This is a genomic window from Salinicola endophyticus (genome assembly GCF_040536835.1).
Lineage (GTDB): Bacteria > Pseudomonadota > Gammaproteobacteria > Pseudomonadales > Halomonadaceae > Salinicola > Salinicola endophyticus_A.
The window spans coordinates 187,258-203,251 of sequence record NZ_CP159578.1 but is presented as its reverse complement, the minus strand read 5'-3'; the positions used below and the strand labels follow the sequence as shown (position 1 = coordinate 203,251).

General features: G+C 65.4%; 18 protein-coding genes. 4 read left to right on the top strand and 14 right to left on the bottom strand.

Annotated elements, in window-relative coordinates; genetic code table 11:
• Positions 1 to 27: 27 nt before the first annotated feature.
• Positions 28 to 804 carry a ferredoxin--NADP reductase gene (locus tag ABV408_RS00910; RefSeq protein ID WP_353980679.1) on the bottom strand — a complete coding sequence of 259 codons (777 nt, stop codon included), beginning with the start codon at positions 802 to 804 and terminating at the stop codon, positions 28 to 30.
• Positions 805 to 958: 154 nt separating this feature from the next.
• Here ABV408_RS00910 and ABV408_RS00905 point away from each other — a divergent pair, with 154 nt between their 5' ends.
• Positions 959 to 1,885 carry a LysR family transcriptional regulator gene (locus tag ABV408_RS00905; RefSeq protein WP_035476357.1) on the top strand — a complete coding sequence of 309 codons (927 nt, stop codon included), beginning with the start codon at positions 959 to 961 and terminating at the stop codon, positions 1,883 to 1,885.
• Between the two features lie 135 nt (positions 1,886 to 2,020).
• On the opposite strand, the gene ABV408_RS00900 is transcribed toward ABV408_RS00905, so the two are convergent.
• The 10 genes from ABV408_RS00900 to hemE all read right to left on the bottom strand — a co-directional run bounded on the left by ABV408_RS00900 (position 2,021) and on the right by hemE (position 11,599).
• Positions 2,021 to 2,443 carry a host attachment protein gene (locus ABV408_RS00900; protein WP_035476355.1) on the bottom strand — a complete coding sequence of 141 codons (423 nt, stop codon included), beginning with the start codon at positions 2,441 to 2,443 and terminating at the stop codon, positions 2,021 to 2,023.
• Between the two features lie 94 nt (positions 2,444 to 2,537).
• On the bottom strand, positions 2,538 to 4,370 hold the full coding sequence (locus tag ABV408_RS00895; RefSeq protein ID WP_353980678.1) for a methyl-accepting chemotaxis protein: 1,833 nt from the start codon (positions 4,368 to 4,370) through the stop codon (positions 2,538 to 2,540).
• A 180-nt stretch (positions 4,371 to 4,550) separates the two neighbouring features.
• Positions 4,551 to 4,946: a Rid family detoxifying hydrolase gene (locus tag ABV408_RS00890; protein ID WP_353980677.1), complete on the bottom strand. Its 396-nt coding sequence runs from the start codon at positions 4,944 to 4,946 to the stop codon at positions 4,551 to 4,553.
• Between the two features lies 1 nt (position 4,947).
• The gene (locus tag ABV408_RS00885) at positions 4,948 to 5,676 is read right to left on the bottom strand and encodes an amino acid ABC transporter ATP-binding protein (RefSeq protein ID WP_405049934.1); all 729 of its coding nucleotides are present in this window, start codon (positions 5,674 to 5,676) and stop codon (positions 4,948 to 4,950) included.
• Positions 5,677 to 5,822: 146 nt separating this feature from the next.
• Complete coding sequence (locus ABV408_RS00880) at positions 5,823 to 6,932, bottom strand: amino acid ABC transporter permease (protein WP_051896484.1); 1,110 nt, start codon at positions 6,930 to 6,932, stop codon at positions 5,823 to 5,825.
• Position 6,933: 1 nt separating this feature from the next.
• Positions 6,934 to 8,124: an amino acid ABC transporter permease gene (locus tag ABV408_RS00875; RefSeq protein WP_353980675.1), complete on the bottom strand. Its 1,191-nt coding sequence runs from the start codon at positions 8,122 to 8,124 to the stop codon at positions 6,934 to 6,936.
• 132 nt (positions 8,125 to 8,256) lie between these two features.
• Positions 8,257 to 9,285 carry an amino acid ABC transporter substrate-binding protein gene (locus tag ABV408_RS00870; protein ID WP_353980674.1) on the bottom strand — a complete coding sequence of 343 codons (1,029 nt, stop codon included), beginning with the start codon at positions 9,283 to 9,285 and terminating at the stop codon, positions 8,257 to 8,259.
• Positions 9,286 to 9,676: 391 nt separating this feature from the next.
• A complete protein-coding gene (locus ABV408_RS00865; protein ID WP_353980673.1) occupies positions 9,677 to 10,072 on the bottom strand; it encodes a VanZ family protein in 396 nt (131 codons plus the stop codon).
• Complete coding sequence (locus ABV408_RS00860) at positions 10,069 to 10,566, bottom strand: DCC1-like thiol-disulfide oxidoreductase family protein (RefSeq protein ID WP_353980672.1); 498 nt, start codon at positions 10,564 to 10,566, stop codon at positions 10,069 to 10,071. The genes ABV408_RS00865 and ABV408_RS00860 overlap by 4 nt, the downstream gene beginning before the upstream one ends.
• Entirely contained in the window at positions 10,538 to 11,599 is a 1,062-nt protein-coding gene (gene hemE / locus ABV408_RS00855; protein ID WP_353980671.1) for a uroporphyrinogen decarboxylase, read from the bottom strand. Before hemE ends, ABV408_RS00860 begins: the two co-directional genes overlap by 29 nt.
• Positions 11,600 to 11,725: 126 nt before the next feature.
• Between hemE and ribA the strand changes: the two genes are divergently transcribed.
• Both ribA and ABV408_RS00845 read left to right on the top strand, forming a co-directional pair.
• Entirely contained in the window at positions 11,726 to 12,361 is a 636-nt protein-coding gene (ribA, locus tag ABV408_RS00850; RefSeq protein ID WP_353980670.1) for a GTP cyclohydrolase II, read from the top strand.
• A gap of 142 nt (positions 12,362 to 12,503) precedes the next feature.
• Positions 12,504 to 13,241, top strand: coding sequence for a hemolysin III family protein (locus ABV408_RS00845; protein WP_353980669.1), 738 nt, complete (start codon positions 12,504 to 12,506; stop codon positions 13,239 to 13,241).
• A 22-nt stretch (positions 13,242 to 13,263) separates the two neighbouring features.
• Here the strand turns inward: ABV408_RS00845 and ABV408_RS00840 are convergent, their stop codons facing one another.
• Together ABV408_RS00840 and ABV408_RS00835 are read right to left on the bottom strand one after the other, a co-directional pair.
• Entirely contained in the window at positions 13,264 to 13,905 is a 642-nt protein-coding gene (locus ABV408_RS00840) for an NAD(P)H-binding protein (RefSeq protein ID WP_353980668.1), read from the bottom strand.
• A complete protein-coding gene (locus ABV408_RS00835) occupies positions 13,902 to 14,789 on the bottom strand; it encodes an EamA family transporter (protein ID WP_353980667.1) in 888 nt (295 codons plus the stop codon). The genes ABV408_RS00840 and ABV408_RS00835 overlap by 4 nt, the downstream gene beginning before the upstream one ends.
• Before the next feature lie 109 nt (positions 14,790 to 14,898).
• Here ABV408_RS00835 and ABV408_RS00830 point away from each other — a divergent pair, with 109 nt between their 5' ends.
• Positions 14,899 to 15,384, top strand: a complete 486-nt coding sequence (locus ABV408_RS00830) for a MarR family transcriptional regulator (protein WP_353980666.1) — start codon at positions 14,899 to 14,901, stop codon at positions 15,382 to 15,384.
• A gap of 68 nt (positions 15,385 to 15,452) precedes the next feature.
• Here ABV408_RS00830 and soxR read toward each other — a convergent pair whose 3' ends face one another.
• Positions 15,453 to 15,923 carry a redox-sensitive transcriptional activator SoxR gene (gene soxR / locus ABV408_RS00825; RefSeq protein WP_353980665.1) on the bottom strand — a complete coding sequence of 157 codons (471 nt, stop codon included), beginning with the start codon at positions 15,921 to 15,923 and terminating at the stop codon, positions 15,453 to 15,455.
• Positions 15,924 to 15,994 lie beyond the last annotated feature (71 nt).

Here is a 15,994-nt window from a genome sequence, read left to right as displayed (position 1 = left end):
CTCCGGGCAGTCATGCCCGGGTAGAGATCACTTCTCGACGAAGGCGCGCTCGATCACGTAATCCCCCGGCTCGCCCATACGCGGCGAGATGGAGAAGCCCAGCTCGTCGAGCAGGTCGCTGGTCTCGTCGAGCATGGCCGGGCTGCCGCAGATCATGGCGCGATCCTGCTTGGGGTCCAGCGGCGGCAGGCCGGTATCCTCGAACAGCTTGCCGCTGCGGATATGGTCGGTCAGACGCCCGGTGGTGTGGAAATCCTCGCGGGTCACGGTGGGGTAGTAGACCAGCTTTTCACTGATCTCCTCGCCCAGATACTCGTGCGACGGCAGCTCCTTGCCGATGAAGTCGGCGTAGGCGAGTTCACTCACCTGGCGCACGCCGTGGATCAGCACCACCTTCTCGAAACGCTCATAGACTTCCGGATCCTGGATCAGACTCATGAACGGTGCCAGGCCGGTACCGGTGGAGAGCATATAGAGATTGCGCCCCGGCAGCAGGTCGTCGCACACCAGCGTGCCGGTGGGCTTGCGGCTGACCATGACCTGGTCGCCGACCTGCAGGTGCTGCAGGCGCGAGGTGAGCGGACCGTCGGGCACCTTGATGCTGAAGAACTCGAGGTGGTCCTCGTAGTTGGGGCTGGCGATGGAGTAGGCGCGCACCAGCGGCTTGCCTTCCACTTCCAGTCCGATCATCACGAACTGACCGTTCTTGAACCGCAGCCCGCGATCGCGGGTGGTGCGGAAGCTGAACAGGGTGTCGTTCCAGTGGTGGACGCTAAGGACTTCTTCCAGCGCGAACTTGCTCATGCCAGGCTCCTATGAACGGATCGGAAAATGATCAGATCGAAAAAGAATAAGTGACTGATCCGGGTAGATGCCGAAACTATAAGAAGCGGATGCTATTCTGTTAAGCGGATTATCTGGATAAGGTTTATCGATCCTGTCGATATAGGAGTCGATCATGCGCTACACCCTGCGTCAGCTCGAGGTGTTCGTCGCCATCGCCCAGCATCAGAGCGTGTCACGCGCGGCCGAGACCCTGGCGCTGTCGCAGTCGGCGACCAGCGCAGCGCTGGCCGAGCTGGAGCGCCAGTTCGACTGCCAGCTGCTCGACCGTATCGGCAAGCGGCTCAAGCTCAACGCCCTGGGTTTCCAGCTGCTGCCCAAGGCAGTGGCGCTGCTCGACCGCGGCGAGGAGATCGAGGAGCTGCTCAAGGGCCAGCGCGGCATCGGCTCGCTGGAGGTCGGCGCCACGCTGACCATCGGCAACTATCTGGCCACCCTGCTGATCAGCGACTTCATGCAGCGCTATCCCGAGAGCCGGGTGCGGCTGCAGGTGCGCAACACCGCGTCGATCGTCGAACGGATCGCCCTGCACGAGCTCGACCTGGGGCTGATCGAGGGCGACTGCCAGCACGACGACATCGTCATTCAGCCATGGATCGACGACGATCTGACCGTGTTCTGCTCGCCTCGCCACCCGCTGGCCGCCGAAGGCAGCGCCGATATCGAGCGTCTGCTGCGCGAGTCGTGGATCATGCGCGAAGTGGGCTCGGGCACCCGGCGCACCCTGGAGCACGCCATGCGCCATCGGCGTGGCCGCTTCGATATCCTGCTGGAGCTGGAGCACACCGAAGGGATCAAGCGCGCCGTGGAGTCGGGGCTGGGCATCGGCTGCGTCTCCCGGCTGGCGCTGCGCGACGCTTTCCGGCGCGGCAGCCTGGTGCCCATCGCGACCCCGGAGCTCGACCTGACGCGCAGCTTCGCCTTCATCTGGCATCGCCACAAGTACCTCACCACGGCGATGCGCGAGTTTCTCAGGCTATGCCGCGAGATGACCGCCGACGCCCGGCGCAGCGACGAGATCGATCTGCCACCAGTGCCGTGACCTCGGCAGACGGGTAGCGGGCTTGCGTGGCGTGGCCGCCACCAGGAGGCAGAAAACAAAAACGCGGATGGCGTCAGACGCCATCCGCGTTTCGCCACGCCCCGGGATGTTCAAGGCCGAAGACGTTGGCGGATCTCAATGCCAGCCGAGCTGTGCGGCGATATCCGCCTCGCTGGCCTTGGAGAGATCCTTGTCGATGGACTGGGTGACCATCTCGAGGGTGGGCTTGTCGAGCTTGTCGCGCAGTTGGCCCAAGAACTGCGGCGCGGCGATCAGAATCAGCTCGTCGGCCTTGCCCTGGGTACGCGCGTCGCGCAGGTAGCCCGCCACTTCCTTGGCGAAGAACATCGCCTGCTTCTCGGAGGTGGCATCCTCGTTGCCGGTCTGGCGCCGGCTCGGCCCCGAGGTCGACTCGCCCTTGCCGCCGGTGCGCAGATCACCGGTATGCAGTTGCGATTCCGGATGCGTCAGCGTCTCGATCTCACGCATGACCCGCGCCTCGCGGGCGAAGATACGCGCACGCGCGGCATCGGCGACCACCACGTAGACCTTGTCCATGAGCCATTCTCCTTTTCCGTGGATGGGCCATGTCCGTGGCGCGGACATGGCCGTGGATAGCACGCTCTAAGCGTGGTCGAGAATGGCGCTACGCTCAAGCGTGGCTGAGCGCCGGCCGCGCGGCGTCGGCGTCGAGCTTGAAGCCGCCGACGATCGCCGCCAGCTGGGTCGCCTGGTCGTGGAGCTGTTCGGCGGCAGCCGTGGACTGGGCCACCATGGCCGCATTCTGCTGGGTCATCTGGTCGAGCTCGCCCACGGCCTGATTGACCTGCCCCACTCCCTGGCTCTGCTCCTGGGCGGCGACGTTGATCTCCGAGAGCGTCGTCGCCACCCGCGAGATGGCATCGACGATCGCACTCATGCTGTCACCGGCGGAGCGCATCAGTTCGGTGCCCTCACGGGTCTGCGCCACCGAGGTGCCGATCAGCGCCTTGATCTCGTCGGCGGCGTTGGCCGAGCGGCTCGCCAGCTGGCGCACCTCGCCGGCGACCACCGCAAAGCCGCGCCCCTGCTCGCCGGCGCGCGCCGCTTCCACCGAGGCGTTGAGCGCGAGCAGGTTGGTCTGGAACGCGATCTCCTCGATCAGGCGGACGATATCGGCGATCTGCTCGGTGCGCCCGTTGAGCGCCTCGATGGTCTCCACCGCGCGCCCCACCACCTCGCCGCCACGCACCGCACGCTCGCTGGCATCGCGGGCCAGCTGGTCGGTCTCGCTGGCGGCAGTGGCGGTATTCTCCACCGTGCCGGAGATCTGCTCCATGGCGCTGGAGGTCTCCTGCAGATGGCTCGCCGCGGTCTCGGTCTGGCGCGACAGATCCTGGCTGGCACGGGCGATCTCCTCGGAGGCCTGGCGCACCGCCTGGCTGGTGACATTGACCTGGCCCAGCACCTCGGAAATCTTGCCGGCGAAAGCGTTGAACGCCATGGCGATCTGGGCGATCTCGTCGCGCCCGTCGATCGTCAGGCGGCGGCTCAGGTCACCGTCACCGTCGGCGATATCGGCCATGGCATCGCGTGCCGCCTCGAGCCGGCGAAAGCCCGGCGACACCAGCAGCCACAGCAGCAGTGAAACGATCAGCGCCGCCACCAGCAGCGACACCAAGGTGGTCTTGAGCAGGCTGCTGGCGCCGGCATTGGCCTCGGCGCGATCCAGCGCGATCACCAGGCGCCAGTCGGTACCCGGCACCGCCACCGCGTAGAGCAGCACCGCGCGGCCGTCGATCACGCTCGGCGTCGGCAGCGGGCTCTGGGTCACCGCCGCGAGCTTGGCGGCATCGAGATCGGCGGCGATCGCACTCGCCGGCTTCAGGCTCAGGTCGGCATCACGATAGGCGACGATGGTGCCGTCAGTGTCGGCCAGGAAGGCGAAGCTCTTGGGCGTGGGCTGGATCGAGAGCACGTTCTCCTGCACCTCGTCGAGGGGCACATCGGCACCGGCCACGCCCAGCAGCTTGCCATTACGCTGGATCGGCGTGGCGAAGGCCACCACCAGCTTGTTCGTCACCAGGTCGAGATAGGGCTCGCTGGCGGTGGTCTGCCCTGCTGCCACCGCGTCGCGGTACCAGGGGCGCTGGGTCGGATCGTAGTCCGCCGGTGGCTCCCAGCCGTCGTTGGTGATCAGGCGCTTGTCCGGCGTGCCCAGATAGACCTGGCTGAAGCCGCCGGCGCTGGCGGTCTGCTGCAGCGCGGGAATCAGCGTGTCGCCACCCACTGCCGGAGCCACCGCTTCGATCAGCTTGCGCTTCGAGGTGGCCCAGGCAGCGATCGCGTCACGATGCCCCTTGGCCACCGACTCGAGCAGATCCTGATTGACCGACTGCTGATGGCGGCTGACCAGCCAGTAGCTGATGCCGCCGGTGGCCGCGAGTGCGACCAGGATCATCGCCAGGCATCCGGCCATGATACGAATCTTGAAGGATTTCAGCATGCTAAGGTCCGTTGGAAGGGTCCGTTGAAGGTTTGGCCCAACTATCATCGGCCCCTCGAACATGAACTTTATGCTGGCGAGTTCGATGCCACTCCATACGGCGGGTTGCGCGCCGGAGCCGCGCGCCGGCACGCTTCGTCGACCGCGATGCCGGCGCAGCGCGCCACCCTGGCGGCGTCTTCAGCCGACGGCCGGCGGGATCCAGGCGATCATGTCGACCTCGACATCGGCGCCCCCGGCCAGCCCGGTGACACCGATGCAGGTGCGCGTCGGCAGCGGTGCCTCGAAGTAGCTGGCGTAGACGCCGTTGACCTCGTCGAAGTGGCCCATGTTGGTGATGAAGACTCGGCTCTGAACCACGTGCTCGAAGCCGCTGCCCACCGCCTCCAGCACGATCGCCAGATTCTGCATCACGCGATGGGTCTGTTCGGTGAAGGTCCCCAGCAGCATCTCGTTGGTCTCCGGCACCGTCGGCATCTGCCCGGTGATGAACACCAGATCCCCTACCCGGCAGGCGTGGGAAAAGGGCGCGATCGGCTGCGGCGCACCGGCGACCATGCGCTTGTCGATGCCCATGTCAGTGTCCCAGGATCTGGCTCAGGAACAGCTGCGTACGCTCCGAGCGCGGATTGTTGAAGAAGGTCTCCGGTGGCGCCTCCTCGATGATCTGGCCCTGATCCATGAAGATCACCCGGTCGGCCACGGTCTTGGCGAAGCCCATCTCGTGGGTCACGCAGAGCATGGTCATGCCCTCATGGGCAAGCTCGATCATGACGTCGAGCACCTCCTTGATCATCTCCGGGTCGAGCGCCGAGGTGGGCTCGTCGAACAGCATCACCTCTGGGCGCATGCAGAGTGCGCGGGCGATCGCCACGCGCTGCTGCTGGCCGCCGGAGAGCTGCCCCGGGTACTTCTTCGCCTGATTGGCGATCTGCACCCGTTCCAGGTACTCCATGGCAGTCTTCTCGGCTTCCACGCGCGGCTTCTTCTGCACCCAGATCTGCGCCAGGCAGCAGTTCTCGAGCACCGTCAGGTGCGGGAACAGATTGAAGTGCTGAAACACCATGCCGACATTGCGCCGGATCTGCTCGATCCGCTTGATGTCATGGTTCATGGGGATGCCGTTGACCACGATCGAGCCCTGCTGGTGCTCCTCCAGATGGTTGATACAGCGAATCATGGTCGACTTGCCCGACCCCGACGGGCCACAGATGACGATGCGCTCGCCCCGGGTCACGGTCAGGTCGATGTCACGCAGCACGTGGAAGCTGCCATACCACTTGTTGAGATGCTCGATCTGGATCATCGGCTCACCGCTGGAGGCCGAGCCCGCGACCGCTTGCGCTTCACTCATGGCTTGATTCCTACATTCATTGTCGTTGTCTCGCCCATCGCCCGAGCGGCACTCGGCAGCCCGGGGCGTCACGTTTCAGGCGCTGGCCACTGGCGGGCTCAACGCCGATAGCTGGTATTGAGGCGCCGCTCGATGTACTGGCTGTAGCGCGACATGCTGAAACAGAAGATCCAGAACACCAGCGCCGCGAACACGTAACCCTCGGTGGAGAAACCCAGCCAGTTGGAGTCGGTGAGCCCGGCACGGATGATCGCCAGCAGATCGAACAGCCCGATGATCAGCACCAGCGAAGTGTCCTTGAACAGCGCAATGAAGGTGTTGACAATCCCCGGGATCACCAGCTTCAGCGCCTGCGGCAGGATGATCAGCCCCATGCGCTGCCAGTAGCCCAGGCCGAGCGCCTGACCGGCCTCGTTCTGCCCCTTGCCGATCGCCTGCAGCCCGCCACGCACCACCTCGGCCATGTAGGCGCTCCAGAAGAACATGATGCCGATCAGCGCCCGCAGCAGCTTGTCGAACTCGACGTTGCCGGGCACGAACAGCGGCAGCATCACCGAGGCCATGAACAGCACCGTGATCAGCGGCACGCCGCGCCAGAACTCGATGAAGATGACGCACACGCTCTTGACGAACGGCATCTTGGAGCGCCGCCCCAGGGCCAGAATCACCCCCAGCGGCAGCGACCCGACGATACCCACCGTGGCCACGGTCAGGGTCAGCATCAGGCCGCCCCAGGCACGGGTGGGCACCTCGGGCAGACCAAAGTGACCGCCCAGCAGCAGGAACCAGGCGATGATCGGGAAGCCGACCAGCGTGAACAGCCCGACCAGACGCTTCTTGGGCAATCGCGGGATCGCCAGCCACGCCACCAGCACCGCCATCAGCGCGAACACGATGTCCACCCGCCAGCGCTCGGCGGCCGGATAGAAGCCGTAGATGATCGACTCGAAGCGGGCCGAGATGAACACCCAGCAGGCGCCGCTGCCGGTACAGTCCTCACGGGTCGAACCGAGGAAGTTGGCATCGACCACCGCCCACTTCAGAAACGGCCACAGGATCCACGCCAGCAGGCCGATCACCGCCACCGAGACCACGCTGTTGAGCGGCCCATTGAACAGATTGGCGCGCAGCCAGCCGCTGATCCCGCGGCGCTGATCCGGGGCCTCGCGCGCTTCGATCATCTGAGTGCGAAACGTCGATTCACGCATCTCATCGCTCCTTCAGCAGCGTGCGGGCGTTGTAGAGGTTCATCAGAAACGACACCGTCAGGCTGATGACCAGATAGACCGCCATGGTCATGGCGATGATCTCGATCGCCTGCCCGGTCTGGTTCAAGGTGGTGCCGGCGAACACTGCCACCAGATCGGGATAGCCGATCGCCGTGGCCAGCGACGAGTTCTTGATCAGGTTGAGATACTGGCTGGTCATCTGCGGCACGATCACCCGCATCGCCTGCGGAATCACGATCTTGCGCAGGGTGATGCTGCCGGGCAGGCTCAGCGAGCGCGCCGCTTCGGTCTGACCGTGGGAGACCGAGAGAATGCCGGAGCGCACGATCTCGGCAATGAACGCCGCCGTGTAGATCGACAGCGCCAGCCACAGCGCCACCAGCTCGGGCAGGATGTTGATCCCACCGCGGAAGTTGAAACCGCGGAGTTCGGGGAGCGTCCACGCCAGCGGCGCGCCGCTGACCACGAACACGATCAGCGGCACCCCGATGACGACCGCCGCCCCGATCCAGTAGACCGGTAGCGCCTGGCCGGTGGCCGCCTGGCGGCGCTTGGCGAAACGCGCGAAGAGCAGCGTGGCGACCACCGCGATCAGCAGCGCCCAGAGCGTGGCGGAAAACCCCGCCAGCGGCTGCGGGTCGGGCATCACCACCCCACGCACGTTGAAGAAGAACAGATCGAACAGTGACAGGCTATCGCGCGGCGAAGGCAGTGCCCGCAGCACGGCGTAGTACCAGAACAGGATCTGCACCAGCAGCGGGATGTTGCGGAAGATCTCCACGTAGATGGTGGCCAGCCGCGCCAGCAGCCAGTTGGACGACAGCCGGGCGATGCCCACCGCGAAGCCAATCAGCGTCGCCGCGACGATCCCCAGGGCGGAGACCAGCAGGGTGTTGAGCAGGCCGACGACGAAGGTGGCGCCGTAGCTGGAGTCGCTGGTGTAGTCGATCAGCGATTGCGGTATCGAGAAGCCGGCACGCCCCTCGAGGAAGCCGAAGCCGGTCTGGATGCCGCGGGCTTCGAGATTGTTCAGGGTATTGTGGACGAGATAACCGATGAAGATCGCCAGGATCAGGAACAGCACGGCCTGGATGATCAGCGCACGAACGGTGGGATTCCGCCACAGCGGCCCCTGCCCTCGGCGTGGCAGCGAGGTGGATGGACGCAGCATGAGAAGTCAGGTCTCTACTCGAGCGGTGAGCGGCAACGACTCCCGGCGCGTAGCCGGGAGACGACGTCGGGAAACGTCTGCTGACCGCCCGTCGAGCGCCCTCTCGGGTACTCGACGGGCGGCTTCACGCACTCAGCGAACCGGCGGCGCGTATTGGATACCGCCCTGGTTCCACAGCGCGTTGATACCGCGCTCGAGGCCCATCGGCGAGTCCTTGCCCACGGTGCGATCGAACATCTCGCCGTAGTTACCCACCATCTTGACGATGTTGTAGGCCCAGTCGTTGCTGATACCCATCTGCTCGCCGAAGTTGCCATCCTTACCCAGCAGGCGGGCGACATCCGGGTTGGGCGGGTTGTCGCGCATCTGGTCGACGTTCTGGCTGGTCACCCCCAGCTCTTCGGCGTCGAGCATCGCGAACAGGGTCCACTTGACGATATCGAACCACTGGTCGTCGCCCTGGCGCACCACCGGCCCCAGCGGCTCCTTGGAGATACGCTCGGGCAGAATCTCCACACTGGAGGGATCGGCGAGCTGCAGACGCAGCGCCGCCAGCTGCGAGGAGTCGGAGGTGAGCACGTCACAGCGGCCGCTGTCGAAGCCCTGGGCGGTCTGGTCGGAGGTGTCGAAGGCGACCTGCTGGAACTGCATGTCGTTGGCCTTGAAGTAGTCGGCCATGTTGAGTTCGGTGGTGGTGCCGGCCTGCACGCAGATGGAGGCGCCATCCAGCTCCTTGGTGCTCTTGATGCCGAGATCCTTGCGCACCAGGAAGCCCTGGCCGTCGTAGAAGTTGACCCCGGTGAAGTTGAGGCCCAGCGAGTTGTCGCGGGTCGCGGTCCAGGTGGTGTTGCGCGAGAGCACGTCGATCTCGCCGGACTGCAGCGCGGTGAAACGCTCCTTGGCGGTCAGCGGCGCGAACACCACCTTGGTCGGGTCGCCCAGCACGGCGGCGGCGATGGCGCGGCACACTTCGACATCGATGCCGGTCCACTTGCCGTTCTCGTCGGGGGAGGAGAAACCGGTGAGCCCTGTGCTGACGCCGCACTTGAACTCGCCGTTGCTTTTCACGTTGTCCAGGGTGGCAGCCTGAGCCTGCGACGCCGCCAGGGCCGTCAGCGCGGCGGCGGAGAGAAGAGACAGGCTTTTGTTCTTGTGGCGCATGGTGGAATCCACTCCCTTGCGTTGTCATTTAAGTGCATGTCGAAGCATGCCCAGAAGAAATTAGCAAAGTCCGTTCCACTTTCGCGCTACCGCCCGTAAATCCGTGATTCAACGCTCGCCTAGGAGGCTTACGATCTCCACCGGCAGGGCCGACAAGGCGCAAACCGCAGAAACACGGGCAACATTCTGTTTCAAAAGCGTGCCGACGCGAGCCCCTTGCACCAAAAAGCATCATCGGAAGACAGCGCTAGCGTTGAATCGCGCACGCCAGGTCGGCGGCCATGCCACTAATGGATAAGCATCAGCCGCTCGATAGTCGACATGGCGCGTGGTGCCCGCGTGCACCAGGGACGCGGGCCGAGTCGTCATGGGCAGGGGGAGAGGAACCGCTTCAGGGCATGTCCGTTGCGGTCGCAGCAGCGCGCCGACGGCGACAGCGACGTATTCTGGCGCCGAGCAGCGCGGCCACGGTGGCACCCAGCGCGTTGGCCAGAATATCTTCCCAATCACCGCCGGCGCGGCCGGGAACCCGTAGCTGCAGATACTCGATGACGAGACCGAACACGAGCGCGATCAGCCAAGCCCGCGCCCAGGCCCAGCGCCGCACGGCGAGGCCAAGCCACAGCGTGAGTCCAGCGTAGCCGACGACATGATTGAACTTGTCCCACGGCAGGTGTCGCGGCATCTCGGCAGCCGGTGTCAGGCTGCCCCAGGCCACCGCAATGGCCCAGACCAGAACGGCCAGGACGGCCAGCCTGCGCCACGCGCCATAACGCTGTCGTGTCATCGCGGTACCTCGCAAAGTGTCGTCGGCAGGCCCAGGCGTGAGCAGAGCGTGGCATCGAGCCGTTCGCGCCAGCGTGGGTCATCCTCCAGCCGCGCATCAGTATCCGGGGCCAGGCGCCGACGGTAGCGTCCGACCCCACGGTAGACGGCGTTGCGCAGCGGCGCCGGCACCAAGCGCAGCCATGCCAGTAGCCGCCAGCCCCCTCGCAGCCGGCGCCCCAGCCGCCACAACGCCTCGCTCTCCTCGTAAAGCTCACCGCCGGTGACATAGCGGATCGTATCGCAGCGCGCGAGATCGCGGCCGAAATGGCGCCCCACGTGCTGCCCCAGCGCGCTATCGAGACCGCTCAGCGCGAGGCCGGCGCCCGCGTCGCGCTCATGCGCCAGCAGCCAGCGCACCGCACGCCGGCAGAACGGGCAGTCGGCATCGAACAGCAGCAGGCCGTCGATGCCGCTGGCGCCGGCTTCAGCGGTGATAGGCCGGGCTCGCTGCATGCAGCGCGTCGAAGAAGGCCGTGACGTGATCGGGATCGGTGAACTGGCTGATGCCGTGACCCAGGTTGAATATGTGGCCTGGGCCATGACCGTAGCTGGCCAGCACCCGCTCGACCTCGGCGCCGATCTGCGCCGGCGGCGCGAACAGCACGTTGGGGTCGAGATTGCCCTGCAGCGCCACGCGCTCGCCGACCCGACGCCGCGCGTCGCCGAGTTCGGTGGTCCAGTCGAGACCGACGGCATCGCAGCCGCTGTCGGCGATCGACTCCAGCCACTGCCCGCCGTTCTTGGTGAAAAGGATCACCGGCACCCGGCGGCCGTCGTGCTCGCGGATCAGCCCACCCACGATGCGCCGCATGTAGGCCAGCGAGAACGCCTCGTAGGCCGGGGTCGACAGCGCCCCACCCCAGGTGTCGAAGATCTGCACCACCTGAGCGCCGGCACGGATCTGGGCATTGAGATAGTCGGTCACCGCGGTGGCGAGCAGGCCCAGCAGGGTGTGCAGCGTCTGCGGATCGCCGTAGAGCATGGCCTTGATATGGCGGAAATCCTTGCTCGACCCGCCCTCGACCATGTAGGTCGCCAGCGTCCAGGGGCTGCCGGAGAAGCCGATCAGCGGCACCCGACCATCGAGCTCGCGGCGGATGGTGCGCACCGCGTTCATCACGTAGTCGAGATCGTGCTCGGCATCCGGCGCGCTGAGCGCGGCAACCTCGGCGGCGGTACGCACCGGATGGCGGAACTTTGGCCCCTCGCCGGTCTCGAAATAGAGCCCCAGCCCCATGGCGTCGGGGATGGTGAGAATATCGGAGAACAGGATCGCGGCATCGAGCGGGTAGCGCGCCAGCGGCTGCAGCGTCACCTCGCAGGCCAGATCGGCGTTGCGGCACAGGTCCATGAAGCTGCCGGCATCGGCGCGGGTGGCGCGGTACTCCGGCAGATAGCGGCCGGCCTGACGCATCATCCAGACCGGCGTGCGGTCCACCGGTTGGCGAGCCAGGGCCCGCAGCAGGCGATCGTTTTGCAGTGTCATAGCGCTCTTCGCACGGGAGATTTGCCTGCAGTGTAACGGATACACGCGCAAGCCTGATATAATGCTGCCCCTCAACGTCAGGGTGAGCCCGCGCCTTACCCGCAGGGCCCGTTTCGCGAGGTCAACGTGTCGATCCGTTTCATCGCCGCATCGCAGCTGCCCACACCCTGGGCGACCTTCACGCTGCACGGCTTCCAGGAAGAGTCCACCGGCAAAGAGCACGTCGTGCTCACGCTCGGCGATGTCACCACGCCGGAGCCGGTGCTGGCTCGCGTCCACTCCGAGTGTCTGACCGGCGACGCCCTGTTCTCGATGCGCTGCGACTGCGGCTATCAGCTGCAGGAAGCGCTCAAGCGCATCGCCGACGAGGGGCGCGGTGCGCTGCTCTACCTGCGCCAGGAGGGGCGCGGCATCGGCCTGCTCAACAAGATCCGCGCCTATGCCCTGCAGGACACCGGCGCCGACACCGTGGAGGCCAACGAGCGTCTCGGCTTCGGCGCCGACCAGCGCCGCTACGATATCTGCGTGCCCATGCTCGACCACCTCGGTATTCCCGCGCTGCGCCTGATGACCAACAATCCGCGCAAGGTCGAGGCACTCAGCCGCGATGGCGTGCGCATTCACGAGCGTCTCTCGATCACCACCGGGCGCAACCCCTTCAACGAGCACTACCTGACCACCAAGGTCGGCAAGCTCGGCCATATGATGGCGCTCGACGACTTCACCCCCGCCAGCGACGTCGACATCGAGCGCGACGCCTGAATCGGCATCGCCGAGCCTTCCGGCGACGTCATCGTTGCGTCATCATGGGACGACAGACTGAACGCCCGACCGGCGTTCCGGTCCAAACGGTGTCCCCGCTCTCGATCCTGCCTGGCCTCTGCAGGCAGAAGGCTCAGTCATCATGCCCGATTCCGCTTCGCACCCTCTGTCGTCTTCTCGATACTCGACATCGAAACCCGAGCACGCCTCACCGCCCCAGGCCGCTGAGGAGGAGGAAGAGTACACCCGGCTGGAGGAGTGGCTGCACAGCATCAGCCACGGGATCGGCGCCGCGCTGAGTCTCGCCGGCATGATCGTGCTGATCGTACTCGCCAGCATCGCCGCCGAGGTCGACCCGTGGAAGATCGTCAGCGTCTCGCTCTACGGCAGTTGCCTGCTGGCGCTCTACACCGCCTCGACGCTCTACCACGGCTTTCGCAGCCAGCGCCTGAAACGCGTCTTCCAGGCCTTCGACCACTGCGCCATCTATCTGCTCATCGCCGGCACCTACACCCCCTTTCTGCTGGTCAACCTGCGCGGGCCCATGGGCTGGGCGCTGTTCGGCGTGATCTGGGGGCTGGCCCTGGGCGGTATCGCCCTGCGCCTGATCTGGCCGCAGCGCTTCAACCTGCTGCGGGTGTTCATCTACCTGATCATGGGCTGGCTGATCGTGATCGCCTCTGACAGTCTCACCACACAGCTATCCCCCACCGGCCTCGCCCTGCTGGTCGCCGGCGGCATCACCTACACGGTCGGCGTACTGTTCTACGCCCTGCGCGTGATCCCTTTTCACCACGCCATCTGGCACCTGTTCGTGATCGGCGGCAGCGTCTGCCACTTCCTCGCCATCTATACCGCGGTGCTGCCGTTCGAGACATGATCCGAGCTCAGCTTCAGAATCGTCAGCCCCAGCCCACAGCCAGCAGGGTTCGCCATGGGGCTGGAGAGACGGCCAGATCGAGCATGGCAACCGCGTAGTCTTCCACCGAGATTCGTGACCGCCCTTGCGCATTCGTCACCAACCGGCTCCGTCCCAGTACATAGTTTCCGGTGCGCTCCCCTGGAACAAGTTCGGCTGCCGGTCTCAGGCAGAGCCAGTGCGCGGATGAGGTCGCCAGATAAGCTTCCTGAGCCGCGCAAGCCTCGGCGATGGGGCGCACGCTATCGGGCAAGAAGCCGGGACGAGACAAAACCGTATCGTTGGCGCAATCGGACAACTGCAGGTTAGCCGCGCCGCCCACCACCAAGACTGGCCTGCGCTCATCGTATGCCGCCTCCACCACGGCTCGGGTCAGCATCGGGAGTTCCGACTCACGCCCAGCGGCTGGACGCAGCGCACTGATCACCACGTCCTGGCTCCGTATGATCTCTCTCAACACCTCCGGCTGGGTCGCAACATCCAGACGTCGGCGACTTGAGGCACCTTCGGATACATTGGCGTCGTCCGAGCGGCTGACACCCAGCACGTCATGTCCCCGACGCCGCGCTTCCGCAATCAAACGGCTTCCCACCATGCCCTTCGCCCCCAATATGACGAGCTTCATGCGCGACTCCCCCCGCTTATCCCCTTGAATGCGCGCGCCGAACGCGCCACGCGCTGACTGCTCCAGACGCTGAGCAATACGACACCGGTACCGAAAAGCTGCAGGGCGGAGAGGCTTTGATCCAGCCATAGCCAGCCCAACAGCACAGCACTGAGAGGACTCAGAAAGCCCAGGGCCGAGACCCGCGTGGGGCCAAATATCTCGATACCGCGAAACCACAGCCAGTAAGTCAAGGCAGCCCCCGCTCCCCCCAACCAGAGGTAGCCCGCGACATTACGCCAGGACGGCGCAGGAAAGCCGGGCTCCAGCAGTAGTGCTACCGGTAGCAGCAAGATGCCGCCGGCAACCAGTTGCCAGGCGGTAAAGGTGAGCGCCGAGACTGGCGGCCGCCAACGTTTGGTCAGCACGCTCCCCAGCGCCATCGAACCGGCAGCCCCCAGTGCGGCCACCACTCCGGCACTATCCAGCTGCATGTCCGGCTCGATCAGCAGTAGCGCAACCCCGAACAGTCCAGCCAATGCCGCGATGACGCTCGCACCGCGCCAGGGCGCGCCCAGTAGCCATTGCGACAGCATCAACACCATCAGCGGCTGCGTCGCACCCAGCGTGGCGGCGATCCCTCCGGGAAGCCGATAGGCGGCCACGAATAGCAGCGCCCAGAAGACGGTGAAGTTCAAACCGCCCAGCAGCAACAGTCGTCCGACCCACGACAAAGGCGGCAGACGCCTGACACAGAGCAGCAGCAATAAGCCGGCGGGCAGGGCACGCAACACACCCGCCATCAGCGGAAAACCCGGCGGCAACAGCTCGGTGGTCACCAGATAGGTCGAACCCCAGATCGCCGGCGCCAGCGCTGCACCGGCCAATGTCCACGCCTCTCGCATCGTCTCTCTCCCTGCGCCCTAATTAGTTTGACATCAAACAATATAGTTCGACGTCAAGATACATCGTTATTGTTTGACGTCAAGATAAAAACATCCGATGCTACGTGACATGGACCAAGTCGATCACATTCTGCGTCAGTGGCACGCCGAGCGGCCCGATCTCGATGTCGTGCCCATGGGCCTACTGGGCCGCCTGAAGCGTCTGACGCAACATATCTCCCGACGTACGGAGGCGGTACTGGCCGAGCACGGCCTGACCCCCGCGGATTTCGACGTGCTGGCGACGCTGCGCCGCGCCGGGAGTCCCTATACGCTGACACCGTCGACACTGATCGCTTGGACTATGGTCACCTCCGGCACCATGACCCATCGCATCGACCGCCTAGTCAAACCCGGTTACGTTGAGCGCATTCGCAACCCTGAAGATGGCCGCGGATTCCAGATTCGATTGACGCCACAGGGACTTGAACTGATCGATGAGGCCGTGGATAGCCACGTCGACAATCAGCACGCCATGACTCGATGCCTATCCGACGACGAGCGTGCGGAGCTGGACCGCCTACTGGGTAAGTGGCTGGCCTGTTTCGAGTCGTAATACTGCCCCGGTCTCGCTGTCCCGGCACTACGCGAATATCTCTTCACGTGGGCCACGCGGACATCGGCCTATCCCAGCCGCTGCGCACCTTCGCCGTCGCCGCCGAGCACGTCACCGGGGTTGCGTAGCGGGCACTGCGACAACGACAGACAGCCACAGCCGATACAGCCATCGAGCTGGTCGCGCAGCAAAGTGAGCTGATTGATGCGCTCGTCCAGGGCTGCTCGCCAGCGCTCTGACAAGCGCCGCCAATCCGCCGCCGTCGGCGTGCGCGAATCGGGCAGCGTGGCCAGCGCCTGCTGGATCTCAGCCAGCGGCACCCCGGTACGCTGGGCAATCTTGATCACCGCCACCCGGCGCAGCACGTCGCGGGTGTAGCGGCGCTGATTGCCGGCATTGCGCCAGCTATGGATCAAGCCCTTGGTCTCGTAGAAGTGCAGCGTCGAGACCGCCACGCCGCAGCGCCGGGCGACATCGCCCACGCTGAGCGCCTGCTTGGTCGCGGCGAGCCGGCGGGGCCGGGTGTTGGTACTCTCCATTGGGGCTTTACCTCAACCATACTCGAGGTCTTACGCTGGCGGAAAACGTCCGCCGCGGCAAGCGCCAGCGA